This is a genomic window from Dactylosporangium sp. McL0621, assembly GCF_049995355.1.
Taxonomy (GTDB): Bacteria; Actinomycetota; Actinomycetes; order Mycobacteriales; family Micromonosporaceae; genus Dactylosporangium.
This window is the reverse complement of sequence record NZ_CP188259.1, coordinates 5,937,109-5,963,736: the sequence shown is the minus strand read 5'-3', so window position 1 is coordinate 5,963,736 and position 26,628 is coordinate 5,937,109. Positions and strand designations below refer to the sequence as shown.

Sequence of the window (26,628 nt, the reverse complement as noted above, 5' to 3'; positions counted from 1 at the left end):
CGGCGGAAATGCAAACCGACCACTGGAGGTCCGGGTCTATGTCCCGTGCGCTCGTCCGGCGGGTCTCCGTCGCGTTATCCCTGTCCACGGCCGGGTTGGCGGTACCGCTGCTCGCCGTTCCCGCGTTCGCCAGCCCGGCGGGCACGGGTCTGGTGATCAGTGAGGCCTATGTCAACGGCGGCTCGTCGGGTGCGAGCTATCTGAACAAGTTCATCGAGTTGTACAACCCGACCGCGAGCCCGATCGCGCTGAGTGGGGACACGCTGCAGTACCGGGCGCCCACCAGCACCGTCGTGCCCAGCGGATCTCAGGTGTTCGCGCTGTCCGGGACGGTGGCCGCACACGGTCACTTCCTGATCCAGCTGCCCAGCAACGGGGCGAGCACCAACCCCGGTGCGCCGCTGCCCGCGGCGGACCTCAACACCGGCACCAGCATCAACCCGGGCGCGGGCGGTGGCACGCTCTACGTCGCCGCGAGCGCCGCGGGTGTGCTGCCGACCGACAGCTCGGTCATCGACAAGATCGGCTGGGGTACCAGCAACTCCCCCGAGGGGTCCGCGACGTCCGGGAACTCGCTGGTGCTGAGCTACCAGCGGGACGCGGCCGGGGCGGACACCGACAACAACGCCGCCGATTTCCACACGGCGACGCCGGAGCCGCAGAACGCGGCCTCGGACGGGGGCACCAGCACGCTCGCGGTGACCAACCCCGGTGCGCAGAGCGCCACCGTGGGCACCGCGATCGCGCCGCTGACCCTGGCGGCCTCGGGGGGCACCGCGCCGTACACCTGGACGGCCGACGGTCTGCCCGCCGGGCTTTCGATCTCGTCGGAGGGGGTCGTCACCGGCACGCCCGGCGCGGCCGGCTCGTCGTCGGTCTCGGTCACCGCGACCGACGCCGCCGGCGGCAGCGCCTCGGCGACGTTCACCTTCACGGTGAACGCCGCGGCCGAGGTGCTGGCGATCGCCGCGATCCAGGGCACGAACACGGACACGTCGCCGTACGCGGGCAAGCCCGTGACGACCGAGGGCGTTGTGACGGCGGTGTACACCACCGGCGGCTTCAACGGCTTCTTCGTGCAGACCGGGGGCGCCGACACGACGCCGGGGGCGTCGGACGCCGTGTTCGTGTTCGGCTCGATCTCGGCCGGGCAGGTGAGCATCGGCGACAGCGTGCGGGTCAGCGGTACCGTCCAGGAGTTCCAGGGCGAGACCGAGATCTCCTCGCCGTCGGTGACCAAGCTCGCGACCGCGCTGCCGGCGGTCGTGCCGGGCTCGATCCCGTGGACGAGCCTCGACACGGACGCGGAGAAGGAGGCGCACGAGGGTGAGCTGATCGCGCCGCAGGGCACGTTCACCGTCGCGGACAACTACGACGCGAACTGGTACGGCTCCTTCACCCTCGCCGCCGGGGACACCCCGCTGCGCCAGCCCACCGACGCGGGCAAGGCGGGCAGTCCCGAGGCCCAGGCCGTGGTCGCCGACAACGCGGCCCGGACGGTGACCCTCGACGACGGTGCGAGCGTCAACTACAGCTCCGCCGCCAACGCCGGCACGCCGCTGCCGTGGCTGACGCCGACCAACCCGGTCAGCATCGGCTCGAAGGTCGCGTTCCACCAGCCGGTGATCCTGGAGTACCGCTTCTCGCTCTGGAACTTCCAGCCGACGCGCCAGGTCACCGACGACGGCCACGCGGTCGCGACCTTCAGCGACACCCGCACGGCCAACGCGCAGCCCGCCAACGTCGGCGGCAACCTGCGCCTGGCCACGTTCAACGTCGAGAACTTCTTCCCGATGACGGGCGAGCGGTACGTCGCGGCGGGCCTGGGCACCTGCACCTACTACGACGACCGGGCCGGCAACCACATCGCCGTGCGCACCTGCACCGGTCCGAACAACAGCGCCGGCCCGCGCGGGGCCGCGAACGACGCCAGCTTCCAGCGGCAGCAGGCGAAGATCGTGACCGGCATCAACCGGCTCGGCGCGAGCATCGTGTCGCTCGAAGAGGTCGAGAACTCGGCGAAGTTCGGGGAGAGCCGCGACGCGGCCCTGGCCCAGCTCGTCGACGCGCTCAACGCGGCGGCCGGCGCGAACGTGTGGGCGTACGTGCCCTCGCCGAGCGCCGACAAGCTGCCGGCTCTGACCGACGAGGACGTGATCCGCTCGGCGTTCATCTACAAGCCGGCGGACGTGGCGCTGGTCGGCGACGCGACGATCCTGTTGACGTCGTCGGGCCCGGGCCAGCCGTTCTCGATCGCGCGGGAGCCGCTCGCGCAGGGCTTCAAGAAGGCGGGCGCCCAGAACGCGGACGCGTTCCTGGTCGTCACGAACCACTGGAAGTCCAAGGGCGCCGGCGACCCGCTGTACGACGGCGACGCCGAGGACACCTCGTCCCCCGCGGTGGACCAGGGCTCGTACAACGCGACCCGGGTCCGGGAGGCGCAGGACACCGTGGCGTTCGCCTCGTCGGCGGCGTCGGTCATCGGCACGAACCGGATCTTCCTGGTGGGCGACCTCAACTCGTACACCCAGGAAGACCCGCTGCAGGTGCTGTACCAGGCCGGGTACACCGACCTGGGCTCGACCCTCGACCCGTCGGAGGCGACGTACTCCTTCAACGGGCTGCAGGGCTCGCTGGACCACGTGATGGCCAACGCGGGCGCACGCGCCCTCGTGACCGGCGCGGACGTCTGGCAGATCAACGCGCAGGAGGCGATCGCGTACGCCTACAGCCGGTACAACTACAACGCCACGCTGCTGTTCAACGGCTCCGACCCGTTCGCGGCCTCGGACCACGACCCGGTCGTCGTCGGGCTCAACGCCCCGGTGACGCCGCTCGTGCCGGCCTGGAACCCGTCGAAGGTGTACAACAACGGCGACACGGTGTCGTACAACGGCTCCGAGTGGAAGGCGCTGTGGTGGACGCAGAACCAGGTGCCGGGCGACCCTTACGGCCCGTGGCAGCAGATGGCCACGACGCCGGACGGAACCGCCCTGTGGACGCCGTCGCGCGTCTTCAACACCGGTGACGTCGTCGTGTACCAGGGCAAGAAGTACGTCGCCAAGTGGTGGACGCGCAACCAGACCCCGGGCGACCCCTGGGGCCCCTGGAAGCTCGTCTGACCGCGTAGTACCGGGGCCGTCCTCGCTTTCGCGGGGGCGGCCCCTCCGCACGCGAGGATCGGGCCGGTGCAGTCGCCGCTCGGCGCGGTGATGCTGTACGCCGGGCCGTTCGGGGCGATCACGTCCAGCCCGCCGGACCGGTGGCGGTCAGGTGAACCTCAACCGGCGGCCGGCTTGCGGGCGTGCACGCGCTCGACGGTGCCCGCCTTGCGCCGCTCCGCCTCGACGACCTCGAACCCGGCGGCCCGCACGAGCGGCAGCTGCCGCCGGGTGAAATGCTCGCCGGCGGCCCGGATGGTGAACCGCTCGACCAGCCACTGCGCGGCACGGATCGGCGGCCAGTGGCTGCCGATGTGGTCGAGCAGGAGCAGCCGCCCGCCGGGCCTGAGCACGCGGCGCATCTCGCCGACGGCGGCGCCCGGCCGCGGAATGGTGCACAGCGACAGCGCGCACACGACCGTGTCGAAGCTGTCGTCCGCGAACGGCAGCGCCTCGGCGTCGCCCCGCAGCAGGTGTACCGCACCGCCGAGCCCGGCCGCCCGCTCCCGCGCGATCGCGAGCATCGCGGGGCTCAGCTCGACCCCGGTCACGGCGACCCCGGCCGGGTAGTGCGGCAGGTTCAGCCCGGTCCCGACGGCGACCTCGAGCACGCGCCCCTGCGCGCGGGCGGCGAGCCACTCCCGCCCGCCGCCGAACCAGTGGCGCTCGAAGAACGCGAGCTGCCGGTCGTACTGCGCGGCCTGCTGGTTCCAGGCCCGCAGCACCTTCGCGGTCTCGCCGTCGCGGGGCGGAACCGTCATGCGGTGAGCTCGCCGGGCAGCAGGCTGTACACCACCGTGTCGCGGCGGGAGTCCTTGAAGACCATGTGCGAGCGCAGCACGCCCTCGCGCGTGAAGCCGCAGCGCTCGGCGACGCGGGCCGATGCGGGGTTGTCCGGGCCGCAGGTGAGCTCGAGCCGCTCCAGGCCGAACGCCGCGAACGTCCAGCCGGCCAGCAGGCGCAGCGAGCGCGTGGCCACGCCGCGGCCGCGCGCCCACGGGGCGACCCAGTAGCCGATGGCCGCGCGGTGCTGGGCGTCGCTGAGGTCGTACACCGACATCGCACCCCAGATGCGGTCGGGCCTTGCCGCGTCGGCGATCGCGAGGTTCAGGTCGTCGCCCGGCCGCGCGAACGCCTCGTCGACCTCGGCCCGGGTCGGGGGCTCGACACGCGGCCACGAGTGGCGCTGGCACAGCTCGTCGGCGAAGCCCTCGTACCGCTGCGGCAAGTCGCCGGCGCGCCACGGGCGCAGCAGCACGAACCCGTCGGCGAGCGATTCCGGAAGGGGCCGCACGGGCGCCATTCTAGGCGGAGCTCAGGAGCCGGGAACACGGGCCGGGGGTGCGGGCAGTCATCGGTATGTTGCACTACATGGCCGACCCGCGGGAGAGTCCGCCCGACGTGGCCGACCTCTTCGACCGGTACGGCGCCGAGCTGCGGCACCGCTGGCGGCGCCCCGCGCCGTCACCTCCCCGGAGGAGCTCGCGCGGCTGCGGTACCGCGTCATGCGCGGCGACGCCCCGGCCCGCCGGCGCTCCTGGCTCGCGCCCGTCACCGCCGCCCTCGTCGCGCTCGCCGTGCTCGCGGGCATCGGCGTCGCGCTCAACCGCAAGGTCAGCGAGCGGCCCGGCCTGGGCCCGGCGCCGGCCGGCCACGTCGAGATCGGCGCGCCGATCCCGGAGCCGTGGCCCGACCTGCAGCACGCGGCCCAGGGCACGCGGTCGGTCCCGGCGGACGGCGAGGACCAGCTGCACGTACGCGCCACCATGCTCGTGCCCGCCGGCGGCCCCGGCGGCGGCCTGGTCCCGCAGGTGCGCGACACCTGGTACGAGGTGCAGGGCATGATCACCGTCCGCGAGCTCTACGACGGCCGCCCGGCCGGCCCCGGCCCGAAGGGCGAGGACGTGACCGAGCTCGACCGGCAGAGCTTCGCCGAGGACGGGCCCGGCCTGCGGCACCCCACGCCGGAGTGGCTGGCCGGGCTGCCCGGCGAGACGATGCTCCTGCTGCAGGATCTCGGCCTGGTGCGACCGGCGGGTCCCGATCCCGGGCCGGCGGTCTGGAACACCTGCGCGGGCCTCATCGAGCGGGTCGACCCGCTGCTGTCCAGCCGGGCCCGCGTCGCGCTGCTGGCGGCGCTGGGCCTGCTGCCGGACCTGGTCTACCGGGACGTGACGATCGACGGCCGGCACGTGTTCGGCATCGGCCGGCAGGAGGGCCAGGACGTCGCGATGTTGCTCTTCGACCCGCAGACCGCGCACGTCCTCGGCCGGCTGCAGCTGATCGCCGGCGGCGGCCCGGCGCCCACCCCGGGCGTCGTCGACACGCGGCCCTCCGCGGGCACGATGCGGATCGGGCAGCAGCTCCTGTACGACTACGAGGTCGTCCATCCGTGATAGGTTCGGCGGCGCCGTGCACCACCGCGACTTCGGGAGGTGAGACCCATCAACGCTGTGACCGACGATCGGGGCTCCCTCCCTCGCATGGTCTGAGGGAGCGCCCGAGCAGGCATCCGAAAGGCCTGAACGCATGCGCTTCACCTCATCGACGTCGTCCGACGGCGTCGCCGAACAGTCCTTCACCCTCGACGGGATCCCGGGCGTGCTGTGGACGCCGGAGGGTGCCACCGGCCCGCGGCCCCTCGTCGTGCTCGGGCACGGCGGCGGGCAGCACAAACGCGCCCCCGGCGTCGCCGGCCCGGCGCGCCGGTTCGTGACCGGGGGCGGCTTCGCGGTCGTCGCCGTGGACGCGCCCGGCCACGGCGACCGGCCGCAGGACGAGACCGTCGCCCGGATGGCGGCCGAGAACCGGGCCGCGATGGCCTCCGGGGACGAGGTCGCCCCGCGGCTGGCGGCCCTGCACACGTACCTGGCCCGGCAGGCCGTGCCCGAGTGGAGCGCCGTCGTGACGGCGGTACAGGAGCTCGACCACGTCGGCGCGGGCCCGGTCGGCTACCGGGGGCTGTCGATGGGCTGCGGCCTCGGCCTGCCCTTCGTCGCCGCCGAGCCCCGCGTCCGCGCCGCGGTGCTGGGCCTGTGCGGGCCGCTCGGCCTGGCCGGGGCGGCGAGCCGGATCACGGCCCCCGTGCTGTTCCTGCTGCAGTGGGACGACGCGTTCGTACCGCGGGAGGCCGCCCTCGCGCTCTTCGACGCCCTCGCCTCGCCGGCCAGGACGCTGCACGCCAACCCGGGTAACCACGGTGACGTGCCGCGCTTCGAGACCGACTCGGCGCTGCACTTCTTCGGGCGCCATCTCGTCTGACCGCGTGGGGCGGCCTAGGTGTCCTGTCCTGCCGATCATGTCGAGCCGAGACGAGGTCCAGATTTCGCCTGCGTGTGCCCCGCGGAGGCCTGGCTACCGGTGTTGTGACCCGGCCTTCGCGGGGTGCGCGGCCCGGCGCAGGCCGGCATGATCGGCAGGACAGGGCCTAGGCTCGGGTGATGATCACCTGCGTCGTCGAGTACGTCATCGACCCGGCGAAGATCGAGGCGTTCGAGGCCTTCGCCGGGTCGTGGATGGAGCTGGTCGACCGGCACGGCGGGACGCACCACGGCTACTTCCTGCCGTCCGAGGGCGCCAGCGACAAGGCCCTGGCGCTGTTCAGCTTCCCGAGCCTGGCCGCGTACGAGCAGTACCGAACCCTCTTCGGGGTGCATCCCGACTTCGTGGCGGCCGATCGGATCCGCGACGAGAGCGGTTGCGTCCTGCGCTACGAGCGCACCTTCATGCGCCCCCTGCTGCCGCCGGCGCGCTGAGGAGCCCGGCGACGAACGCGCGCAGCCCTCCGGGTAGACGTCGCGCGCGGCCAGGCCGGCCCAGCGCGTCCGGGGTGCCGCCGGCCTCGGCCGCGCCGGCGACGATGGTCTCGACCATCCACAGGGCCGGGTCACTCAGGCGGCCCACGAAGCCGTCCGTGCGGGCTGCTCGGGGCGGCCGTGCTGGTGGCGGCGGTGGTGCTGCGCCGCGGGGACGTCCCGGCCGGGGCGCGGCCGTGAGGCCTCTACCCTGCGGCTTTCTCGCGCTGCCGGCGCAGGATCACGGCCGCGATGCCCCCGATCGGGATGAGGGCCCAGCAGGAGAGCACCCGGTACACGAGGACGGCCGCGGTGGCGCCGGCGGCGGTGGCACCCGCGGTCGTCAGGCCGGCGACGAGGGCGGTCTCGACCACGCCGACGCCGCCCGGGGTCAGCGGGACCTGGCGGACGATCTGCACGGTCAGGTACACGGTCGCCATCGTGGCCACGCCGACCGGCAGGTGCAGCGCCTCGGCCACCGCGATCAGGCAGAAGAGGTCGGCGAGCCACTTCACGGTGGCGTACACCAGCGCGAACACCCAGTCGGGGGCCCGCAGCCCGGCCCCGGCCCGCCACGCGTCGCCGGCCGCGCGCAGCAGCGACTGCAGCGCGCGGGTCACGCGGTTGCCGGCGACCGGGCCCAACCCCGGCTCGGGCGGCGGGCGGCGGGCGAAGCGGCGGCCGGCCACGACCAGCGCCGTGGTGAGCGCGGCCATGGCCACGACGACCAGGAGCGGCTGCCAGCTCAGCAGGCCGTCGGGGTGGCGGGCGAGCACGGCCAGGGCCAGACCCGCGTACAGCAGCGCGAGGCCGCCGATGGAGGCCAGGCCGGACACGATCGCGGACGCGGCGGAGGCCTCGCGGGTCGCGCCGCCGCGCTGGTACTCCCGGATCGTGAACGCGGTCGACACGGCCGGCCCGGCGGGCATGGAGATGGACAGCGCCGTGCCCGCGAGCGTGATCGCCATCACCTGGCCGCGGGTCAGGCGGGCGCCGAGGCTGTTGAGCAGCCGGCGCTGCTGGAGCGCGAACGACTCGATGGAGGCCACCTGCAGCACGACGGCAAGAGCGATCCAGGTGTACTTCGCGCCGCCCAGCGCGTCCAGGACGTCCCCCGGCGCGGGGAGCCGCCCGCGCAGCCCGATCGCGGCGAGCACGAGCGCGATGACGCCCAGGACCGCGAGCCGTACCCACGGCCGACGGCGCCGCGGCGGGGCCGGGGGCGCAAGCTGGGGCGTGGTGGGCGCGGACACGGTCCGATTATCCCCAACCCCACCCGCACCTTCGCGTCCCCGCGGCGTGGGCAGGATCTCAGGCCGTCCCACCACGGATTACCGATTATTGAATTACCGGTAATCGTAATGCCGGTAATTCGGCGCCGGTGACGCAGCGTGATCGGCGGTGACGATCAGGGTCGGGCTGAGCGCCGCGCACCGGGGGCCACAGGTGGTGATGCCGGTGATGCCGGCAATCCGGGCCGGGACGCCGGTGACCGGGCCGGCGACGATGTCGGTCGCGGTGTACGTGCCGGCCCGGTCGGCGATCACCGGGAGGACCACGCCGCAGCCGCCGCAGCCGGCCGCGGGGGCGGCGCGGCCCTCGCTCGTGACGGTGGTGCCGTCGGGCGATGCGGTGACCGTGCCGCCGCAGGTGTTCTGCGGGGGCGCGCCGACGGGCGCGACGGCCAGGTGCGGGGGCAGGGTCGCGGTGAACGCGAACGACACGGACCGCGGCGACGGGTTGATCACGGCGATGGCGAGGCCGGTGGGCTCGCCGATCGGGACCGTGGCCGGGAGTGCGAAGAATGCCGTCAGGTATGCCCCGCCGCTCGCACTCGCGGTCGGCGTGGCGGTTGCGGTCGCCGCCGGCGTTAGGGTCACGGTCGGTGTTGGCTTCGTCGACGGTGGGGCACTGAGCGACGGATTGCCTATGGCGGCCGCGGTTATAGCGGTCAGCATGCTCGCGAACACCCACAGTGACTTCACGATCGCAATATAGGAACCGGAGCGGATCGCGAAGATCCGATATCGATGTGTACCGTAATCCCGGTGGACGGCGAGCGCCGGGTGCTGGGTGGGCGGTACCGATTAGACGACATCCTCGGCATCGGGGGGATGTCGGTCGTCTGGCTCGGCCATGATGCCGTGCTCGGGCGGGCCGTCGCGGTGAAGCTGCTCTCCGGGCGGTACGCCGCCGACGAGCGCTCCCGGCGGCGCATCCGGGAAGAGGCCCGGGCCGCGGCCACGCTGTCGCATCCGAACATCGCCCAGGTGTACGACTTCGGTGAGGCCGAGGCCGGAGCGGAGGCCGAGGCGGCCGGGGACGGCGGGCCTGTGCCGTACATCGTGATGGAGCTGGTGCCCGGCCCGACCCTGGCCGAGCGGGCGGCGGAAGGGCCGCTGGCGGCCGAGGAGGCGCTGCGGATCTGCGCCGAGGTCGCCGCCGGGCTGGCCGCCGCGCACGCCGACGGGCTCGTGCACCGCGACGTGAAGCCGGCGAACGTGATCCTGTCCCCCTCGGGCGCCAAGCTCGTCGACTTCGGCATCGCGGCCGTCGCCGGGCCGGCCGCGCTCACCGACACCGACGCGAGCGGGCGTCCCGTGTTCGGCACCCCGCAGTACCTGGCGCCGGAGCGTCTCGCGGCCGGGCCGGTCACCGCGGCCTCCGACGTGTACTCGCTCGGCGTGATGCTGTACAAGCTGCTCACCGGCGCTCTGCCCTGGCCCGACGCGGACGGGGCCGGGTTGTTCGACGCCCACCGGCACCGGGTGGCGGCGCCGCTGCCCGCGCTGCCCGGCGTGCCGCCCGCCGTCGCCGGGCTCTGCCGCCGCTGCCTGGCCAGGCACCCGGAGTCGCGGCCCGGCGCCGAGGAGGTCGCCGCGGTCCTGCGCGCTCCGGCCGCGCCCCCGCGTTCGGGCCTGCGCCACACGGCGAGGCTGGTGCTGGCGGCGGCTGCGGGCGGTACCGCCGCCGTCGTTCTGGCTTGGATTCTGGCCTCGGCCGCGAACCGTGCGACGCCCGCGGAGGCCCAGCCCCGCTTCGCCGACCCGGTCGCCTCCCTCGTCGTGCCGCCGCCGTCCGCCGGGGCCGCGACCAGCTCGGCCGCCGGCGCCCCGGCCACCACGGCCACCACGGCCACCACGCCGGCGGGCGGGACGACCGTGGGCGGGACGCCGCCGCCGGGCGGGGTGGTGCCGGGCCCGACCGACGGCGCGACCGCGACCGGGACCCCGCCGCCGACGCCCGCGGCGACCACCGGCGCGCCGCCGGGCACCTTCACCTCGGCGGGCGGCTCGGTGACGGCCGAGTGCCGCGACGGCCTGGCGATGATCACGGCGTCGACGCCGACCAAGCCGTACAGGCTCGACGAGGAGCATCCGGGGCCGGCCGCCGCGGCGAGCGTGCGGTTCCGCCACGGCAACGACGTCGTCACGATGACGGTGACGTGCGCGGGCGGTACACCCGCGGTCGAGGTCGACTAGTCCTGGCGCAACGGCCGGCGGCCGAATGACCCGACCGGCGGCCGTGACGCCGGCTCAGCCGTGGCCGACGGCCGAACGACCCGACCGGCGGCCGTGACACCGGCTCAGCCGTGGCCGGCGGCCGTACGACCCGACCGGCGGCCGTCGCGCCGGCTCAGCCGTGGCCGGTGGCCGGGCGGCCGCCGCCGCGGCCCGCGTCGCCCAGCAGGTCGGCGAAGAGCGCGCGGTAGTGCATGAGGGCCTGGCGCAGCTGCTCGGTCGAGGCGAGGCCGCGCTCGTTGTACTCGCTGATCTCGTGCGCCTCGCGGTAGTGGCCGATGGTCTCGGCGTGCTCGACGCTCAGGTCCTCCACCTTGGTGTTGAAGTCGTCCACCGGGTACCCGCGGTCCGACATCACCCTGGTGACGAGCTCGTCGGCCTCCCGGGTCGCGGCCTGCGGTTCCTCGGCGAAGTGGGCCTGGGTGCGCTGCCACTGCTCGGAGTACAGCTGCCGCTGTCCCGGGTCGAGATCGTGCAGCTCCAGGTTGTCGTGGCGCTGCTCCCGGTGTTGCAGGTTGCGCTCGGCGGCGCGGCGCGACGGCTGGTCCGCGACCGCGCGGTCGTACTCGGGGCCGAACCGGCTCCGCAGCTCCTGGGTGCGGCGGTGCCGGCTCACGCCCGCGACCACCGCGGCGACGACGATGAGCACCAGCACGATGACGGCGAGAGTGGTGGCGGTCGTTGACATACCGTCGACGCTAATCCGGCCCGGGTGGGCCCGGCCTCACCCGGGATGGTGGGCAAGCTCGGGCGCGCCCGTGTCCAGCGGTACCGCCGATCCGGGCACGAGCCCGAGCTGGATGCCCGGGCGCGACGACGCCGCGGTGAACAGCCAGTCGGCCGCCGTGCGCAGCCGGTTCGCGGGCAACGCGGACAGGTGGTAGCCGCGGGTCACCGCACGCGCGATCGGTCCGGACAGCGGGATGTGCAATGGGTTGGCCACGGCCTGCCAGCCGCCGAGGTCGACGACGAAACCGAGGTCGCGGTGGCGGTACCGCCGCAGCCGCCCGATCCCGTAGGAAGCGGCGATGTTGTCCGCCACGACCTTGCCCTGGCGAACGGCGTGCTGGGCGGTCGTCGGCGTGTAACGGCCCGGGTTGTACAGGTCCGGGACCGCGGCACCGTCGCCGCACGCGTACACGTCGGGGAAGCCCAGCACCCGCAGGTACGCGTCGACGCAGACGCGGCCGTGCTCGGTGGGCAGCCCGGCGTCCTCGACGAGCGGGTCGGGCCGCACGCCCACGCACCAGACGAGCGTGCGCGAGCACACGTCGCGCCCGTCGGTGAGCGTCACGCCCTCGGCCGTCGCCTCCCGGACCGAGGTGCCGAGCCGCACCTCGATGCCGCGGCGGCGCAGCACCCGCTCGGCGGCGGACGCCATGCCCACGTCCATGCCGGGCAGTACCTGCGGGGCGGTGTCCAGCAGCAGCCAGCACGGCGGCGTGTCGCGCAGCCGCGGGTGCCGCCCCGCGATGTCGGCGGTGAGCAGCTGCCCCTGGGCGGCGACCTCGACACCGGTGTACCCGGCGCCGACGACCACGAACGTCATCCGCGCCCGCCGCTCGGCCTGGTCCTCGGCGGCGTCGGCGAGCTCGATCTGGCGGATGAGGTGGTCGCGCAGGTACAGCGCCTCGGGGATGCCGCGGAAGCCGTGCGCGTGGTCGGCGACGCCCGGGATGGGCAGCAGCTTCGTGACGCTGCCGGTGGCGAGGATCAGCCGGTGGTACCCGAGCGTGCCCCCGTCGCCCTCCGGGCCGGTGTAGTGGATCGTGCGCGCATGCGGGTCGATGCCGTCGGCCTGGCCGAGCACCAGCCGCACGCCGGGCAGGGTGTCCTGCAGCGGTACGCTCACGTCCCGCGGGTCGAGGGCACCGCCGGCCACCTCGGGCAACAACGGCAGGTACAGGAAGTAGTCGGTCGGGTTGACCACCACGACCTCGGCCGCGTCACCGGCCCGGCGCAGCAGCGTCCGGGCCGCGTGGTACCCGGCGAACCCCGCCCCGACGACGACGATGCGGGGGCGCGCCACGTCAGCGGCCCCCGAGCGCCTGGGCCAGCTCCGCCTTGTTCATCGCCGAGCGCCCCTTGATGTCGCGGCGCTGGGCCTCGGCGTAGAGCTCGTCGCGCGAGCGCTCGGCCCGCGGCTGGTTGCGCACCGACTTGGTCGCGGTGCGCGGCTTGTTGGAGGACTTCATGGTCCGGGTCGGCTTGCCGAGCTCCTGCCAGCTCGTCTCGGTCATCTCCACGCCATGACGCTTCGCGGCCCGCTTGATGCGCTTGAACGCCTCGGCGCGCTCCTCGTCACTGGCGTCGCGCACCTGGTCGAACCGCGCGATCGCATTGCGCACGTGAGAGGCGTCGTTGAGCGGCTCCTTGCGCAGCCGCGGGAACGCGAACGTGCTGTCGGACATCGAGTTCCGCTCACCGGCGTCGAGCTGGCCGGAACGCTTCCTGTTTGCAGCCATGCGTATCGCTTACCCGCGTTGCGCCCGACTATTCGGCCGCACCACCGTGCACGGCCCGTGCATTGCATGCGCACACGGTGCACGGCGTGGCTGCTGAGGTCTCATGGCGGGGCCGAATACCCCGTTGCCGATATCGTCAGGCGTTCTGCCGGCTGAGCTCCATCACCCAGTTCGACTCCCAGGTCGCCCCGCCGTCGGCCGAGAACTCCTGCTCCCACCGGGCCGAGTCCGGCGTGATGTGGGACCAGATGAAGTGCGCCCGGATCGGCCGGCCCTCGTGGGTGTCGTCGCCGTAGAAGTCGCCCCGGCCGTCGTTGAAGGTGCCGACAACCGGCGGGAACAGGGTGCCCGTGCGGCTGCTCGCCCAGTAGATCGACCACGTCTTGCGCTCCACGTCGAACAATCGCAGCGTCAGGCCGCTGCTGCCCAGCGTCGGGAACGCGATCTCGTCGATGTTGCCGCCGTGGTCCAGGGCCGGGCGGCACGTCGCAACGCCCGGGAACTCGTGCCAGTCGTCGGCGCCGGCGAACAGGGTGCCCAGGCGGCGGTTGGTGACGTGCCAGGAGCCGAAGAGGAAGTCGAAGTCGTTCATGACGTCATCCTCGCCGCGTACCCCTGACATCTTCTGTCAGACTCTGCGGCGTGCGCGCGAGCCGGCTCGTCTCCCTGTTGTTGCTGCTGCAGAACCGCGGCCGGATGAGCGCCACCCGGCTCGCCGCCGAGCTCGGGGTCACGCCCCGGACCGTGTACCGCGACGTCGACGCCCTGGCCGCGGCCGGCGTGCCGATCTACGCCGAGCACGGGCCCGACGGCGGGTACGCGCTCATGGACGGGTACCGCACCCGCCTCACGGGTCTGACCGCCGACGAGGCCGAGTCGCTGTTCCTGACGGGCCTGCGCGGGCCGGCGGCCGAGCTCGGCCTGGGCGCACAGGTCGCCGCGGCCGAGCTCAAGCTCATGGCGGCGCTGCCCACGCCGTACCGCGACGCCTCCCTGCGCATCCGCCAGCGCTTCCATCTCGACGCGCCCGGGTGGTACCGCGAGCCCGACGCCGTCCCGCACCTCACGGCGGTCGCGGAGGCGCTGTGGCAGGACCGGCGCATCGAGATCCGGTACCGCCGCTGGAGCCCCGAGCCGGCCGAGGTGACCCGCCGCCTGCGCCCGCTCGGCCTGGTACTCAAGGCGGGTGTCTGGTATCTGGTCGCGATCAGTAAGAAGCCGCAGACGTACCGTGTCGCCTCCATCCGTTCCCTGCGCGCGCTGCCGGACACGTTCACCCGCCCCGACGGCTTCGAACTCGCCGAGTTCTGGCGCTCGCACGTCGAGCGCTACGAGCGCGCCGATGCCGCCGACGCGGCCGTGGTGCGCCTCTCCCCCGCCGGCCTCGCGGCCCTGCCCGAGGTCCTCGGCCCCCGCGCCACCCGTCAGGCCCGCGCGACCCTGGGCGCGCCGGGCCCGGACGGCTGGCGCGAGGCGACGGTACCGCTGGAAAGCCTCGCCCACGCCGCCGCCGGCCTGCTGCGGCTGGGGCCCGAGGCACGGGTCGTGGGCCCGCCGGAGCTCGTCGAGCACATGGCCGGGACCATCGCCGCGATGGCCGAGCTGTACCGCTGAGGCCCGTTTCGGCGCGGTCGAGGGGGTACTGGGCAGGTCATGGAGACTTCCGCGACGTTCATCGGCACCGCGACCGTCCTGCTCCGGCTCGGCTCGTTCACGCTGCTCACCGACCCCAACTTCCTGCATCGGGGGCAGCGCGCCTATCTCGGGCACGGGCTGTGGAGCCGCCGGCTGACCGAGCCCGCGCTCGGCCCCGGCGACCTGCCCCCGCTGGACGGGATCGTGCTGTCGCACCTGCACGGCGACCACTTCGACCGTGTCGCCCGGCGGCGGCTCCCCCGCGACGTGCCGGTGCTGACCACGGTCGCGGCCGCGCGGCAACTGCGCCGGTGGCACTTCGACGACGCCGTCGGGCTGAGCCCGTGGACCGACGTGGTGCTGCACCGCGGCGATGAGACGCTGCGCATCACCGCGGTCCCGGCCCGCCACGGGCCGACGGGCCTGCACCTGGCGCTGCCGCCGACCATCGGCACCATCCTGGACTGGGAGGTCGGCGGGGTACGGCGGTTGCGGCTGTACATCAGCGGCGACACCCGCTTCAACCGGCGCGTCCTGCGCGACATCCCCCGCCGCTTCCCCGGCGTGGACACGGCGCTGCTGCACCTGGGCGGCACCCGCATCCTGGGCGCGCTGGTCACCATGGACGCCCGCGACGGCGTGGCGCTGGCGAACCTGATCCAGCCCGACCGCGTGATCCCGATCCACTACGACGACTACGGCGTGTTCCGCGACCCGCTGTCGAACTTCCTGCAGCCGACCGTCACGGCGCACATGGCGGCCACGGTGACCCCGATCCTGCGGGGCGAGACGGTGAGCCTGGCCCCGGCCGAGGCGCTGGCCCACATCAGCTGATCAGAAGACCTCAGCGACGGTCGCGGGCCAGGCGCTCCAGCGCCGGCAGCGCGGCGGCGATCAGCGCCTCGTCGTCCGCGCTCATGTCGCTCATCAGGGCCGCCAGGTGCCCGGCCCGCACCGCGCGGCGGTTCTCGAGCAGGGCGACGCCGGCCGGCGTGACCTCGATCAGCACGACCCGGCGGTCGGTCGGCTCGGCGGCCCGCACGACCAGGCCCTCCCGCTCGAGGCGCTGGACGAGCTGGGTCATGGCGGGCTGGCTCACGCCCTCGGCGGCGGCGAGGTCGGTCAGCTTGCGCGGGCCCTCCTGCTGCAGCCGCCAGATGGTGGAGGCGGCGGTCAGGCTGATGTCGTTGGGCGGGTTGCCCTGCCGCAGCACGCTGAAGACGCGCTCGACGGCCACCGTCAAACGCGCGGGGTCGAGGCCGGTTCGCGACGCCATCATCCCCACATTGGAACACGCCGAGGTCAGGCCGGGTCGAGAAGCTCCCGCACGGCGCGCTCGGAGCCGGCCGTCTCGCCGGTCTCGTAGACGCCCCGACGGCCTGGATGTGCCCGCGCCCGCCCGGGCTGATCCCGGCGGTACTCGCGCAGTACGCGCAAGTTCTTGCGCCGCCAGCGACGGTTCTTGCTGGACCAGGTACGCTGAGCCCGTGGCGACGAGGCTCTCCGAGGTGGCGAAGTACGCGGGGTACAGCGAGGCGACGGTCAGCCGCGTGCTGCGCGACGTGCCCGGCATCGGGGCGGACACGCGCAACGCGGTGCTCACCGCGCTCGACGTGCTGGGCTACCAGCGCCCGACCCGGCACCGGCGGGAGCTGGGCAGCCTGGTCGGCATGGTGCTGCCCGACCTGCACAACCCGATCTTCCCGGCCTACGCCGAGGCGATGGCCGGGGCCCTGGTCCGCCAGAAGCTGATCCCCGTGCTGTGTACCCGCACCGCCGACGGCGTGTCCGAGGCGCACTACATCGAGATGCTGCTGGCCCGCAAGGTCGCCGGCATCATCTTCGTCGGGGCCAGCTACGTCGACGCCGGGCTCGAGCAGACCAAGGCGCTGCGGGCCCGCCGGCTGCCGATCGTGCTCATCAACGAGGCCGACGAGAACCTCGGGGTACCGCGGGTCGCCGTCGACGACGCGGTCGCGGTCGACCTCGCCGTGACCCACCTGCGCGACCTGGGCCACCAGCGGATCGGGCTGATCGTCGGGCCGCGCGGCCACGTGCCGTCGGAACGCAAGCTCGCCGAGTTCCGCCGGCTGGCCGGGGACGGCGGCCTCGTCTCGCACACGATGTTCTCGATCGCCGGCGGCCAGACCGCGGTCGCCCCGCTGCTCGAGGCCGGCGCCACCGCCGTGGTCTGCGCCAGCGACACCCTCGCGCTCGGCGCCATCCGCGGCGCCCGCAAGCAGGGGCTGAAGGTGCCCGGGCAGCTGTCCGTGGTCGGGTTCGACGACTCGGTGTACATGCCGATGATGGACCCGCCGCTGACCACCGTCCGCCAGCCGATCGGCGCGATCGGCGTGGCGGCGGTGAACTCCCTGGTCGCGCAGATCGAGCGCCGGCCCGTGCCCCTCGACGAGGAGCTGTTCGAGCCCGAGCTGATCGTCCGGTCGTCCACCGCCGCCGCCCCGCAACCGCTTGCGATCTAGGCGATCTTTTTTGCGCTCATCAGGGTCAGCGTGTCGACGACCCGGTTGGCGAAGCCCCACTCGTTGTCGTACCAGCCGACGACCTTCACATGCCGCCCGTCGACCCTGGTCAGCGCCGAGTCGAAGATGCACGACGCCGGATCGCCGACGATGTCGCTGCTGACGATCGGCTCGGAACAGTACGACAGGATGCCCTTCAGCGGTCCCTCGGCCGCCTCCCGGTAGGCGTCGAGCACCGCGTCGCGCGTCACCTCGAGCTCGACGGTCGCGTTGAGCTCGACCAGCGAGCCGACCGGCACCGGCACCCGGATCGAGTCGCCGGAGAGCCGCCCGGCCAGGCCCGGCAGGACGAGGCCGATCGCCTTCGCGGCACCCGTCGTGGTCGGCACGATGTTGACCCCGGCGGCCCGGGCCCGGCGCGGGTCGCGGTGCGGGCCGTCCTGCAGGTTCTGTTCCTGGGTGTACGCGTGCACGGTGGTCATGAACCCGTGCTCGATCCCGGCCAGCCCGTCGAGCACGGCGGCCAGCGGGGCGAGCGCGTTGGTGGTGCAGGAGGCGTTCGAGACGATCGTGTGGCGGTACGGGTCGTACGTCTCGGTGTTCACGCCGTACGCGAGGGTCACGTCCGCCCCGGCCGACGGCGCCCCCACGAGGACCCGCTCGGCGCCGGCGTCCAGGTGCGCGCGGGCCGCGTCGGCGGCGGTGAACCGGCCGGTGGACTCGAGCACGATGTCGACCCCGAGCTCGGCCCAGGGCAGCTTGCCCGGCTCGCGCTCGGCGAGCGCCCGGATGCGCCGGCCGTCGACGACCAGCTCGTCCCCCTCGGCCGCGACGGGACGCCCGAGCCGCCCGAGAGTGGTGTCGTACTTCAGCAGCTGCGCGAGGGCCGCCGGCGCGGCGAGGTCGTTGACGGCGACGACCTCGAGCTCGCTGCCCCGCTCGACGATCGCACGCAGCACGCTCCGCCCGATGCGACCGAACCCATTAATGGCAATTCGTCCAGACATGGGACAATCGTCGCCGTTCGCCCGATCAGGCGACAGCGGACGGCTCGCCAGTCTCCGCAAGCATCGCGCCATTCGGGCGGGCGAACGTCTTGCGGTACTCGCTCGGCGACGTGCCCAGGATCCGCTGGAAGTGCAGCCGCAGGTTCGACCCGGTGCCGAGCCCGACCTGCGCCGCGACCTGCTCGACGCCGAGCCCGCTGCGCTCGAGCAGCTCCCGCGCCCGGTCGACGCGGGCGCGCAGGATCCACTGCGTCGGGGTGTACCCGGTCTCCTCCACGAACCGCCGCGAGAGCGTCCGCGCCGACACGTTCGCGTTGCGGGCCAGGTCCTCCAGCGCGAGCGGCTCGCCGAGGCGTTCGAGGGCCCACTGGCGGGTGGCCGCGAAGTGCTCGCCGACCGCCTCGGGCACGCTGCGCGGGATGTACTGCACCTGGCCCCCGCTGCGGTACGGCGCCGCGACGAGCCGCCGGGCCACGACGTTGGCGAGCGCCACCCCGTGGTCGCGGCGCACCAGGTGCAGGCAGAGGTCGATCCCGCTGGCGGCCCCGGCCGACGTGAGCACCTCCCCCTCGTCCACGAAGAGCACGTCCTCGTCGACGAGGATCGCGGGATGGCGGCGGGCCAGCTCCCGGGTGTAGTGCCAGTGCGTCGTGGCCCGCTGCCCGTCGAGCAGCCCGGTCGCGGCCAGCGCGAACGCCCCGGTCGAGATCGCGGCGAGCCGGACCCCGCGCGCGTGGGCCGCGCGCAGGGCGGCCACCACTTCGCCCGGCGGCTCCTCGCGATCGGGATGGCGGTACCCCGGAATGAAGATCGTGTCGGCGGCGTCGAACGCGTCGAGCCCCTCGGCCACGTGGTACGCGAGCCCGTCCCCGCCGGCGACGAGCCCGGGCGCGGCGCCACAGACATGCACCTCGTACGGCATGCCCGGCCGGTTGGTGAACACCTGCGCCGGAATGCCGACATCGAGCGGCTTGGCCCCGTCGAGCACGAGCACCACGACGCGGTGGATCCCTCTCACCGGTGCAGCGTCACACGTACCGGGGCCGCTCCGGAAGTGGCGGGAAAGCCACGGACCGCAAGTTTCTCGCCAGCCCTGTACCGTCGTGGGAACGGACGGGAGACCCGGTCATGTCGTGGTGGCTGCAAACCCTGATCAGCGTGGCGGTCGCGCTGCTCGTCGTGTGGCTCGCGCTCGTCGCCGCGCTCCTCGTCGTCAAGCCGGGCAAGCTCGAGCTGCGCGAGGCGGTACGGCTCCTGCCCGACCTCCTGCGGCTGCTGCGCCGCCTCGCGGGCGACCGCACCCTGCCCCGCGGCGTGCGCGTGCGCCTGTGGCTGCTGCTGGTGTACCTGGCCGTCCCGATCGACCTGATCCCGGACTTCATCCCGGTCCTCGGTTACGCCGACGACGCCATCATCGTGACCGCCGTGCTGCGCTCCACCGTCCGCCGGGCGGGCCTCGACGCCGTCCGCGCGCACTGGCCGGGCACCGACGACGGCTTCGCCGCCATGTGCCGCCTGACGGGCCTGCGCAACCCCGCCTGACCGCGCCGCAACTCGTCTGAGTCGAACGCGGGAATCGGCGCGGCGCGCTGTGTCGTGCGGTGACTGCGAGCGCGTCTGGCGCAATGCCACCGCGGAACCGTTCCGATTCGACGCCTGCTGCCGATGGACCACCGACGAGTGCCGGGCGGCCTGACTCGTGCCGGACGTGGAGACACCGCGGCGCCGGCGACCTGGGCCGCCGGCGCCGTTGACGTTCAGAGGGCGAGCCAGGCGCACCCGTCCGCCGGGAGCAGCCCGCCCGCGAGCGGCTCGCTCGTCAGCAGGAGCTCCGTGTGGGCCGGCAGGCGCGCCGGGGTCGTGGTGAAGTTCGCGACGCACGCGAAGTTTTCGCCGCGGCGGAAGGACAGGACGCCGTCGTCGCTCGTGAGCCACGTGATGGACTCCGGCAGGGTGACCAGGCGCTCGCCGCGGATGGCCAGCGCCTCGCGGTACAGCCGCAGCATCGAGGACGCGTCGGGCTCCTGGGACTCGACCGTCCGGGTCGACCAGGCCGGCGGCTGCGGGAGCCACGGCTGCGCGGAGCCCGGCGGGGAGAAGCCGAACGGGGGCTCGGTGCCCGACCAGGGCAGCGGCACGCGGCAGCCGTCGCGGCCGCGGTCGGTGTGCTCCGAGCGTTCCCACGTCGGGTCCTGGATGCGGTCCAGGGGGATGTCCTCCACCTCGGCCAGGCCCAGCTCGTCGCCCTGATAGACGTACACGCCGCCGGGCAGGGACAGGGTCAGCAGGGCCGCGGCCCGGGCCCGGCGGTGGCCCAGGGCCGGGTCGGTGAACGCGCCGTGGCGGCGGTTGCCCAGGTCGAACGTCGTGTCCTCGCGGCCGTAGCGGGTCACGTGGCGGATGGTGTCGTGGTTGGACAGGACCCAGGTGGGCGGGGCGCCGACGAGGCGGTGGGTGTCGAGGGTGTCGTCGATCGTCTTGCGGATCGCGTTGGGCTCCCAGGCGCAGCACAGGAACTCGAAGTTGAACGCCGAGTGCAGCTCGTCCGGGCGCAGGTACCGCACGAACTGCGCCGTCGTCGGCAGCCAGACCTCCCCCACGAAGACCCGCGGGTCCTCGTACGAGTCGGCGATGCTCCGCCACGCGCGGTAGATCTCGTGGACGCCCTCGTGGTCCTGGTAGGGAAGGTCGGCCGGGTCCGGGGCGGCGCCCACGTCGGGCAGGCCCGGGGTCTTCATGAGGCCGTGGGCGACGTCGATGCGGAAGCCGTCCACGCCGCGGTCGAACCAGAACCGCAGCACGTCCTCGAACTCGGCCCGCACGCCGGCGTGCTCCCAGTTGAGCTCCGGCTGCTGCGGGGCGAACATGTGCAGGTACCACTCGCCGTCGGCGACCCGGGTCCAGGCCGGGCCGCCGAAGTACGAGCGCCAGTCGTTCGGCGGCCGCTCCCCCGACGGGCCGCGGCCGGGGCGGAACCAGAAGCGCTCCCGGGCCGGGTCGCCGGGCGGCGCGGCCAGCGCCGCCCGGAACCACGGATGCGCGTCCGAGCAGTGGTTCGGCACGAGGTCGACGAGCACCCGCAGGCCCTGCTCGTGCGCCTCGGCCAGGAACCGCTCGGCGTCGGCGAGGGTGCCGAAGAGCGGGTCGATGTCGCGGTAGTCGGCGACGTCGTAGCCGCCGTCGGCCATCGGGGAGACGTTCCACGGCGTCAGCCAGAGCGCGTCGACGCCCAGGTCCCGCAGGTACGGCAGCCGCGACCGGAGGCCGGCGAGGTCGCCGACGCCGTCTCCGTCCCCGTCGGCGAAGCTGCGCAGGTAGATCTGGTAGATGGCGGCGGTCCGCCACCAGCCGTTGCCAGCCATGGAAGTGCACTCCCCAGAGTTGTGATTTACCAGCCCGAGTTGCCCGGGCCGCGGGTGATCGGGTAACCGCCCGGGTTGTTGAGCCCGCCCGATGCGGCTCCGGTGACGGTCACGTAGTTGGCGGTCATGGCGCCGGTGACGTTGTAGACGTCGATGCCCCAGGTGCCGGCGCCGGCGATGGTGACGTGGTCCAGCAGCAGGTTGCCGATGCGGTGGCCGTAGCTGAGCAGCACCGCCTGGTAGGTGCTGTCGGCGATGGTGTTGTTCGAGACGATCACCGGGGTGGTGATGTCGGACTGGTCGGCGAAGATCCACAGCGCGCCGAGGTTCGTCGCCCAGTTCGGCTCGTAGCCGCCGGTGCGGGTGAGGGTGTTGCGGGTGACGGTGGTCGGGCCGCTGAACGGGATGCCGAAGCGGCTGCTGACGGCGATCCCGGCCGAGCCGGTCACGGTGTCCGACAGGAGGTTGTCGGCGACGACGTTGCCGTTGCCGCCGTAGACGCCGACTGCGTTGGCCAGCAGCGGCGTCTGCACCGTGTCGAACGTGAACGACGAGTTCGTCACGGCCGTGCCCTCCGAGAACATGGCCAGGGCGTCGTCGCCGGTGTTGCGCACGGCCGACTGGTCGACCCGGGTGTTCTGCACGTTCGCGTGCAGGTTGACGCCGTCGGCGAACGTGCCGGCGATGCGGATCCCGGCGGCGTAGAGCCCGTTGGTGCCGGAGTCGATCCACATGCCGACCTTGGTGTGCTCGATGCGCACGTCGAACAGCAGCGAGCCGGTGCCGAAGTTGCCCTCGATGCCGGTGTCGAAGTTCGCGTCGTCGCGGTACGTGACGTCGCCGGCTATGGTCAGGTCGGCGACGGTGACCCCGGACCCGGTGGCGAAGAGCCCGCCCTTGCCGTTGCGGCCCTTCACGGTGGTGTACCACTGCCCGGCGCCCCGCACGGCGACGCCCGCGAGGTTGATCCGGCTCGTGATGTCGAAGGTGCCGGCCGGGATCCACACGCCCTTGCCGGCCGACCGGGCCGCCGAGACCGCGCTGTTGAAGGCATTTGTGTCGTCGGTACCGTCGCCGGAGGTGGCCCCGTAGTTGCCGATCGGCACAAAGTTCGCCGGCATGGTGTAGGCGGCCGCGGCCTGCTCGGCGTCGACGACGTCGATCGTGTACGAGCTCGCCGTGTCGGTCGCGTCCTTCTGCAGCTTCAGCACGGTGCCGGCGGGCCAGTCGCCGATGGTGGCGCGGACCTCGTCGAAGAAGTGGTGCGCGGAGCCCTGCGCCGGGTCGTTCGTGTAGGGGTAGGCGCCGTACACCCACGAGTACCGGGCGGTGAGCGTGATGTCCTTGACGTGCGTGCCGTTCGCGTACAGCGAGATCGGCACGTCGCCGCCGTCCGGGATGGAGTACCGGACGGTGAGGGCGTTGGCCGGCTTCGTCAGCGTGAACTGCACGTACTGGCCGGTGCCGGTGAGCTGGACGGCCTGGCGGCCGGTGGCCTCGCTCGCCATCGTGAGGTAGGTGCGGCCGGCGGCGAGCTTCGTGCCGTTGGTGGTGGCGTCGGCGGCGCGGTACTCGGTGTAGGGCAGCGTCGCCCCGCGCGCGGCGAGGGCCACGCCGCCGGTGACGCCGACCGAGTCGATGTCGACCCCGCCGGTGTCGCCGCTGTCGACCTGCCAGCCGATCAGGTTGAGCCCGGCCCGCAGCGTCACCGTCTGGGTGGCGGTGAGCGCGCCCGACCCGGCCGGCAGGCTCACCTGGGCGGCCTTGATGCCGTTGATGTACTGCGAGAGCGTCCGCGCCGCCCCGGTCGTGTTGCGGTAGTGCAGCGAGACCGTGCGCGAGCCCGCACCGGGAGCGTTCACGGACACGATGACCCGGGCGCCGACGGTCGTGAAGCCGGTGAGGTACCCGCCCGCGACGCTCGGGCCGCCGGAGAAGAAGGCGGTCTCGGCCTCGAAGGCGCCGGGCGTCGGCGGGGCGGGCGCCTCGCCGACGGTCAGATTGTCGAGGTTCACGTTGCCGGAGTCGGTGGAGTCGAACCGGTACGCCACGGTGTTGCTCGCGGCCGTCAGCGACACGGACTCGGTCGCCGTCGCCCACGTGTCCCAGTTCGCGGTCGCCGGCAGGGAGATCTGGCGCAGCCTGGCCCCGTTGACGTACAGCGACAGGGTCATCGCCGCGCCGGTGCCGTTGGCGTACCGCAGCGTCAGCGACGACGTCGCCGGCACCGTGAACGTGGTCGCCGCGTTGCCCTTGTTGGCGTCGGTGTACCCGCCGACGAACCCGGTTCCGGTGTATCCACTGTGGTCGGTGGCGACGGCGGCCCCGCCGGACAGGGCCGCGGACTCGGCCTCCAGCCCGCTCGAGGCCGCGCTCGACACCGTGACGCTGTCGAGGTTGACGTTGCCGGAGTCGGTGCTGTCGAAGCGGTACGCCACCGTGTTGCTCGCCCCGGTGAGCGAAACGGGCTCGGTGGCCGTCGCCCAGGTGTCCCAGTTCGCGGTGGCGGCGAGGGTGATCTGGCGCAGCTTCACGCCGCCGACGTACAGCGACAGGGTCTTGGCGGAGCCCGTGCCGTTGGCGTACCGCAGCGCGAGCTGGTTGCCGGCGGCGACGGTGAACGTGGTGGCGGCGTTGCCCTTGTTGCCGTCGGTGTACCCGCCGACGAACCCGGTTCCGGTGTATCCACTGTGGTCGGTGGCGACCGCCGCGCCGCCGGCCAGGGCCGCGGACTCGGCCTGGTAGGTGGCGGTGGCCGCGTCGGCGGGGCGGGCGACGAGGGCGATGGCGGCGCCCACGATGACGGTGGCGGTGGCGGCCGCCACGGCGATCAGTCGTCGTTGCATGGGGGTGTCCTCCCTTCGGTTAGTGCGCGTAGACCTCGAGCTCGGACAGCTGCGCGGCCGGCCAGCCGGTGTTGCCGGTGAAGGTCAGCGTGATGGTGCGCAGCGTGGTGAGCGGGAAGGTGATGGTGACCGCGTTGCCGGTGGCGGGGTCGAGCGTGTAGCCGGCGGCCGGCACCACGCCGTCGACGGCGATCGTCTCCGTGCGCGCGCCCCAGTTCGCGGGCAGCTTGAGCACGAGCCGGTCGACGGTGCGGGAGTCGCCGAGGTCGAGCGTGACGGTCTGCGGGAAGGCGTTGTTGGCCGACTCGAAGTAGGTGCCGGGGTCGCCGTCGACCAGGTTGGCCGGGGCGAGCCAGGACAGCGCCTGCGAGCTCGACGTGATCTGCTGGCCGAGCGCGAGATTGCCGTCGGGGTCGAAGCCGACACCGCGGACGGCGACCACGTAGGGCCCGGCCGGCGAGGTGCTGTCGATGGTCAGCCGGTCCGCGTAGACGCCGGCGCGGCCGGGGTCGAAGGTGACGGTCACCGTGCACGAGCCGCCGACGGGAATGGTCCGGCAGGGGCCGGCCGCGGTGTACCCGGCCGGAGCCCGCAGCGCGCGGACGGCGATCGGGTCCGGGCCGGGGTTGGTGATGGTGAACGTCTTCGACCCGGCGGTGTGCAGGGCCTGGTTGCCGAAGTCGAGGCGGTCGGCGCTCAGCCGCAGTGCCCCGGCGGGCGGGAAGCCGCAGCGGGTAGCGGTCCAGCCGAGGTTCCCGGGGCCGCGGTCGAGGACGAAGCCGCTCCCGCAGTCGTAGGACCCGGCGGCCGCGACGACCCACGACAGGCGGGCCGAGCCGGGCGCCTGAAGCTGCAGGGCGAACGTGCCGGGCCGCACGATCGCGACCCGGTCGAGGCGCACGTTGTCGATGCGCTGCCCGAAGAACTGCACGGCGGCGAACGGGCTGTCCACGATGGACACGTCGTGCACGTCGATCGCGCCGGTCATCGGGGCGTCCGCGGCGTAGAACCACAGCGCCGCGACCTCCTCCGGCGGGTTCGGCACCAGGTTCCCGGTGCGCAGCAGCACGTTGCGGGCGATGGTGGTGGTGCCGGCGAGCGGCACGGCGCCGAAGCGGTTGCCGACGTGGATGCCGCCGCCCTGGGTCACGGTGTCGGCGGCGACGCTGTCGGTGACCGCATTGTCCCGGCCGCCGTAGATCGCGAACCCGTTGGCCAGCAGGGGCGCGATCACGGTGTCGTGCACGAACGCGTTGTCGTGGTCGGCGTTGGCGTCGGACCACATGGCGAGCCCGTCGTCGCCGGTGTTGCGCACGAACGTGTCGCGGATGACGGTGTGCGCGACGCCGTTGTGCAGGTTCACGCCGTCGGCCATGGTGTCCTGGATGCGGGCGTGGCTGACGGTGAGCCCGTCGCTGGGGCCGTCGAACCACATGCCGACCTTGGTGTGCTCGATCCAGACGTCGTCGACCGTGGACCCGCCGCCTATCGTGCCGCCGAGCCCGCTGTCCGAGGTGGAGTCGTCGCGGACCGTGGTGTCCCCGGCGATCGCGAAGCCGGCCAGGTGCACGGCCGCGGTACCGGTGCCGAAGATCCCGGCGCCGGCGCCGCGCAGCACGGTGTGCCACGGCCCGGCCCCGCGGACGGTCACGTTGTTCACGGTCAGGTGCTGCTGGACGCGGTAGGAGCCGGCCGGGATCCACACGCCCCGGCCCTGCTGCGAGCCGGCGTCGAGGGCGGCCTGGATCGCGGGGCCGGCGTCGGCGGCGCCGCTCGGGTCGGCGCCGAAGTCGGCGGCGCTGAGGAAGCCGGCCGGGGCCGCGGCGGCCGGGCCGGCGAGCTCGAAGTCGGCGAGGTCGACGACGACCGGCGCGGTGGCGGTGAACCGGACGCGAGAGCCGGCGGGCAGGGTGCGGCCGAGCCGGGCGTGGACGTCGTCGAAGTAGTGGTGCTCGCCGTCGTCGGCCGGGTCGTTCGTGAACGGGTAGTTGCCGTACACGTGCGAGTAGCGGGCGGTCAGGCCCAGCTCGGCCCCGGTCGACACGCGCAGCTTCGAGTCGGCGCTGCCGTCGGGGACCGAGTAGCGCACGTTCACCGCGTCGGCGCGGGCCTTGAGCGTGAACTCGACCCACTGCCCGGCGCGCAGGCCGACCGCGCGGCGGCCCGAGGCCTCGGCGGCGAGCCGGGTGAAGGCGACCGAGGGGCCGACGCGAGCGCCGTTGGTGGCCGCGGTCTCGGCCTCGTAGGTGGTGAACGGAACCTCGGCGCCCGGCGGGCTGACCGCGGCGGAGGCCGGGACGGGGTACAGCATGACGGCAGCGAAGATCGCCGCCGCAACCAAGCGACGTGACATG

The 26,628-nt window shown here is 73.5% G+C and carries 24 protein-coding genes; 9 read left to right on the top strand and 15 right to left on the bottom strand.

Annotated elements, in window-relative coordinates:
• Positions 1–38 precede the first annotated feature (38 nt).
• The gene (locus tag ACPPVO_RS28225; protein WP_426514168.1) at positions 39–3,122 is read left to right on the top strand and encodes an ExeM/NucH family extracellular endonuclease; all 3,084 of its coding nucleotides are present in this window, start codon (positions 39–41) and stop codon (positions 3,120–3,122) included.
• A 158-nt stretch (positions 3,123–3,280) separates the two neighbouring features.
• On the opposite strand, the gene ACPPVO_RS28220 is transcribed toward ACPPVO_RS28225, so the two are convergent.
• Both ACPPVO_RS28220 and ACPPVO_RS28215 read right to left on the bottom strand, forming a co-directional pair.
• Complete coding sequence (locus tag ACPPVO_RS28220; protein WP_426514167.1) at positions 3,281–3,922, bottom strand: class I SAM-dependent methyltransferase; 642 nt, start codon at positions 3,920–3,922, stop codon at positions 3,281–3,283.
• The gene (locus ACPPVO_RS28215) at positions 3,919–4,455 is read right to left on the bottom strand and encodes a GNAT family N-acetyltransferase (protein WP_426514166.1); all 537 of its coding nucleotides are present in this window, start codon (positions 4,453–4,455) and stop codon (positions 3,919–3,921) included. Before ACPPVO_RS28215 ends, ACPPVO_RS28220 begins: the two co-directional genes overlap by 4 nt.
• 211 nt (positions 4,456–4,666) lie before the next feature.
• On the opposite strand from ACPPVO_RS28215, the gene ACPPVO_RS28210 reads away from it, so the two are divergent.
• From ACPPVO_RS28210 to ACPPVO_RS28200, 3 genes are all read left to right on the top strand, one after another.
• Positions 4,667–5,557: a hypothetical protein gene (locus tag ACPPVO_RS28210; RefSeq protein WP_426514165.1), complete on the top strand. Its 891-nt coding sequence runs from the start codon at positions 4,667–4,669 to the stop codon at positions 5,555–5,557.
• A 133-nt stretch (positions 5,558–5,690) separates the two neighbouring features.
• Positions 5,691–6,422 (top strand): dienelactone hydrolase family protein, encoded by a 732-nt coding sequence (locus ACPPVO_RS28205; RefSeq protein ID WP_426514164.1) that lies wholly within the window; start codon positions 5,691–5,693, stop codon positions 6,420–6,422.
• Positions 6,423–6,601: 179 nt separating this feature from the next.
• The gene (locus ACPPVO_RS28200) at positions 6,602–6,916 is read left to right on the top strand and encodes an NIPSNAP family protein (protein WP_426514163.1); all 315 of its coding nucleotides are present in this window, start codon (positions 6,602–6,604) and stop codon (positions 6,914–6,916) included.
• Here ACPPVO_RS28200 and ACPPVO_RS28195 read toward each other — a convergent pair.
• The 3 genes from ACPPVO_RS28195 to ACPPVO_RS28185 form a co-directional block, all read right to left on the bottom strand.
• Positions 6,885–7,064: a hypothetical protein gene (locus ACPPVO_RS28195; RefSeq protein WP_426514162.1), complete on the bottom strand. Its 180-nt coding sequence runs from the start codon at positions 7,062–7,064 to the stop codon at positions 6,885–6,887. The two genes, ACPPVO_RS28200 and ACPPVO_RS28195, sit on opposite strands and share 32 nt — an antisense overlap.
• 97 nt (positions 7,065–7,161) lie before the next feature.
• Positions 7,162–8,208 (bottom strand): lysylphosphatidylglycerol synthase transmembrane domain-containing protein, encoded by a 1,047-nt coding sequence (locus ACPPVO_RS28190; protein ID WP_426514161.1) that lies wholly within the window; start codon positions 8,206–8,208, stop codon positions 7,162–7,164.
• 93 nt (positions 8,209–8,301) lie between these two features.
• A complete protein-coding gene (locus tag ACPPVO_RS28185; protein ID WP_426514160.1) occupies positions 8,302–8,940 on the bottom strand; it encodes a hypothetical protein in 639 nt (212 codons plus the stop codon).
• Between the two features lie 129 nt (positions 8,941–9,069).
• Here ACPPVO_RS28185 and ACPPVO_RS28180 point away from each other — a divergent pair, with 129 nt between their 5' ends.
• Positions 9,070–10,437 (top strand): serine/threonine-protein kinase, encoded by a 1,368-nt coding sequence (locus ACPPVO_RS28180; RefSeq protein ID WP_426514159.1) that lies wholly within the window; start codon positions 9,070–9,072, stop codon positions 10,435–10,437.
• A 154-nt stretch (positions 10,438–10,591) separates the two neighbouring features.
• On the opposite strand, the gene ACPPVO_RS28175 is transcribed toward ACPPVO_RS28180, so the two are convergent.
• The 4 genes from ACPPVO_RS28175 to ACPPVO_RS28160 all read right to left on the bottom strand — a co-directional run bounded on the left by ACPPVO_RS28175 (position 10,592) and on the right by ACPPVO_RS28160 (position 13,533).
• A complete protein-coding gene (locus ACPPVO_RS28175) occupies positions 10,592–11,164 on the bottom strand; it encodes a hypothetical protein (protein WP_426514158.1) in 573 nt (190 codons plus the stop codon).
• A 36-nt stretch (positions 11,165–11,200) separates the two neighbouring features.
• A complete protein-coding gene (locus ACPPVO_RS28170; protein WP_426514157.1) occupies positions 11,201–12,505 on the bottom strand; it encodes an NAD(P)/FAD-dependent oxidoreductase in 1,305 nt (434 codons plus the stop codon).
• 1 nt (position 12,506) lies between these two features.
• The gene (locus ACPPVO_RS28165; RefSeq protein ID WP_360370748.1) at positions 12,507–12,941 is read right to left on the bottom strand and encodes a DUF6582 domain-containing protein; all 435 of its coding nucleotides are present in this window, start codon (positions 12,939–12,941) and stop codon (positions 12,507–12,509) included.
• A gap of 136 nt (positions 12,942–13,077) precedes the next feature.
• A complete protein-coding gene (locus ACPPVO_RS28160; RefSeq protein WP_426514156.1) occupies positions 13,078–13,533 on the bottom strand; it encodes a hypothetical protein in 456 nt (151 codons plus the stop codon).
• Between the two features lie 50 nt (positions 13,534–13,583).
• Here ACPPVO_RS28160 and ACPPVO_RS28155 point away from each other — a divergent pair, with 50 nt between their 5' ends.
• Together ACPPVO_RS28155 and ACPPVO_RS28150 are read left to right on the top strand one after the other, a co-directional pair.
• Entirely contained in the window at positions 13,584–14,555 is a 972-nt protein-coding gene (locus tag ACPPVO_RS28155) for a helix-turn-helix transcriptional regulator (protein ID WP_426514155.1), read from the top strand.
• Positions 14,556–14,594: 39 nt separating this feature from the next.
• On the top strand, positions 14,595–15,410 hold the full coding sequence (locus tag ACPPVO_RS28150; protein ID WP_426514154.1) for an MBL fold metallo-hydrolase: 816 nt from the start codon (positions 14,595–14,597) through the stop codon (positions 15,408–15,410).
• 10 nt (positions 15,411–15,420) lie between these two features.
• On the opposite strand, the gene ACPPVO_RS28145 is transcribed toward ACPPVO_RS28150, so the two are convergent.
• Positions 15,421–15,855: a MarR family winged helix-turn-helix transcriptional regulator gene (locus ACPPVO_RS28145; RefSeq protein WP_426514153.1), complete on the bottom strand. Its 435-nt coding sequence runs from the start codon at positions 15,853–15,855 to the stop codon at positions 15,421–15,423.
• Between the two features lie 208 nt (positions 15,856–16,063).
• Here ACPPVO_RS28145 and ACPPVO_RS28140 point away from each other — a divergent pair, with 208 nt between their 5' ends.
• Positions 16,064–17,059 carry a LacI family DNA-binding transcriptional regulator gene (locus ACPPVO_RS28140; protein WP_360370734.1) on the top strand — a complete coding sequence of 332 codons (996 nt, stop codon included), beginning with the start codon at positions 16,064–16,066 and terminating at the stop codon, positions 17,057–17,059.
• Here ACPPVO_RS28140 and gap read toward each other — a convergent pair.
• On the bottom strand, positions 17,056–18,066 hold the full coding sequence (gene gap, locus ACPPVO_RS28135; RefSeq protein WP_426514152.1) for a type I glyceraldehyde-3-phosphate dehydrogenase: 1,011 nt from the start codon (positions 18,064–18,066) through the stop codon (positions 17,056–17,058). The two genes, ACPPVO_RS28140 and gap, sit on opposite strands and share 4 nt — an antisense overlap.
• A 25-nt stretch (positions 18,067–18,091) precedes the next feature.
• A complete protein-coding gene (locus ACPPVO_RS28130) occupies positions 18,092–19,084 on the bottom strand; it encodes a GlxA family transcriptional regulator (RefSeq protein ID WP_360370728.1) in 993 nt (330 codons plus the stop codon).
• 110 nt (positions 19,085–19,194) lie between these two features.
• Here ACPPVO_RS28130 and ACPPVO_RS28125 point away from each other — a divergent pair, with 110 nt between their 5' ends.
• Entirely contained in the window at positions 19,195–19,608 is a 414-nt protein-coding gene (locus tag ACPPVO_RS28125) for a YkvA family protein (protein WP_426514151.1), read from the top strand.
• A gap of 215 nt (positions 19,609–19,823) precedes the next feature.
• On the opposite strand, the gene ACPPVO_RS28120 is transcribed toward ACPPVO_RS28125, so the two are convergent.
• From ACPPVO_RS28120 to ACPPVO_RS28110, 3 genes are read right to left on the bottom strand one after another with little or no spacing between them, the layout of a single operon-like run.
• Positions 19,824–21,428: a glycoside hydrolase family 13 protein gene (locus ACPPVO_RS28120; protein ID WP_426514150.1), complete on the bottom strand. Its 1,605-nt coding sequence runs from the start codon at positions 21,426–21,428 to the stop codon at positions 19,824–19,826.
• Positions 21,429–21,454: 26 nt separating this feature from the next.
• Complete coding sequence (locus ACPPVO_RS28115) at positions 21,455–24,274, bottom strand: carbohydrate-binding protein (RefSeq protein WP_426514149.1); 2,820 nt, start codon at positions 24,272–24,274, stop codon at positions 21,455–21,457.
• Positions 24,275–24,293: 19 nt separating this feature from the next.
• Positions 24,294–26,585, bottom strand: coding sequence for a choice-of-anchor D domain-containing protein (locus ACPPVO_RS28110; RefSeq protein WP_426514148.1), 2,292 nt, complete (start codon positions 26,583–26,585; stop codon positions 24,294–24,296).
• Between the last annotated feature and the right edge of the window lie 43 nt (positions 26,586–26,628).

What these genes read in the sequence shown, in the direction of transcription:
- ACPPVO_RS28210 (WP_426514165.1), top strand. Translation starts at nt 4,667, where the DNA reads ATGCGCGGCGACGCCCCGGCCCGCCGGCGCTCCTGGCTCGCGCCCGTC.
- ACPPVO_RS28110 (WP_426514148.1), bottom strand. Translation starts at nt 26,585, where the DNA reads ATGCTGTACCCCGTCCCGGCCTCCGCCGCGGTCAGCCCGCCGGGCGCC.
- ACPPVO_RS28220 (WP_426514167.1), bottom strand. Translation starts at nt 3,922, where the DNA reads ATGACGGTTCCGCCCCGCGACGGCGAGACCGCGAAGGTGCTGCGGGCC.
- gap (WP_426514152.1), bottom strand. Translation starts at nt 18,066, where the DNA reads ATGTCTGGACGAATTGCCATTAATGGGTTCGGTCGCATCGGGCGGAGC.
- ACPPVO_RS28150 (WP_426514154.1), top strand. Translation starts at nt 14,595, where the DNA reads ATGGAGACTTCCGCGACGTTCATCGGCACCGCGACCGTCCTGCTCCGG.
- ACPPVO_RS28145 (WP_426514153.1), bottom strand. Translation starts at nt 15,855, where the DNA reads ATGATGGCGTCGCGAACCGGCCTCGACCCCGCGCGTTTGACGGTGGCC.
- ACPPVO_RS28115 (WP_426514149.1), bottom strand. Translation starts at nt 24,274, where the DNA reads ATGCAACGACGACTGATCGCCGTGGCGGCCGCCACCGCCACCGTCATC.
- ACPPVO_RS28180 (WP_426514159.1), top strand. Translation starts at nt 9,070, where the DNA reads ATGTCGGTCGTCTGGCTCGGCCATGATGCCGTGCTCGGGCGGGCCGTC.
- ACPPVO_RS28200 (WP_426514163.1), top strand. Translation starts at nt 6,602, where the DNA reads ATGATCACCTGCGTCGTCGAGTACGTCATCGACCCGGCGAAGATCGAG.
- ACPPVO_RS28205 (WP_426514164.1), top strand. Translation starts at nt 5,691, where the DNA reads ATGCGCTTCACCTCATCGACGTCGTCCGACGGCGTCGCCGAACAGTCC.
- ACPPVO_RS28175 (WP_426514158.1), bottom strand. Translation starts at nt 11,164, where the DNA reads ATGTCAACGACCGCCACCACTCTCGCCGTCATCGTGCTGGTGCTCATC.
- ACPPVO_RS28160 (WP_426514156.1), bottom strand. Translation starts at nt 13,533, where the DNA reads ATGAACGACTTCGACTTCCTCTTCGGCTCCTGGCACGTCACCAACCGC.
- ACPPVO_RS28165 (WP_360370748.1), bottom strand. Translation starts at nt 12,941, where the DNA reads ATGGCTGCAAACAGGAAGCGTTCCGGCCAGCTCGACGCCGGTGAGCGG.
- ACPPVO_RS28120 (WP_426514150.1), bottom strand. Translation starts at nt 21,428, where the DNA reads ATGGCTGGCAACGGCTGGTGGCGGACCGCCGCCATCTACCAGATCTAC.
- ACPPVO_RS28225 (WP_426514168.1), top strand. Translation starts at nt 39, where the DNA reads ATGTCCCGTGCGCTCGTCCGGCGGGTCTCCGTCGCGTTATCCCTGTCC.
- ACPPVO_RS28125 (WP_426514151.1), top strand. Translation starts at nt 19,195, where the DNA reads ATGTCGTGGTGGCTGCAAACCCTGATCAGCGTGGCGGTCGCGCTGCTC.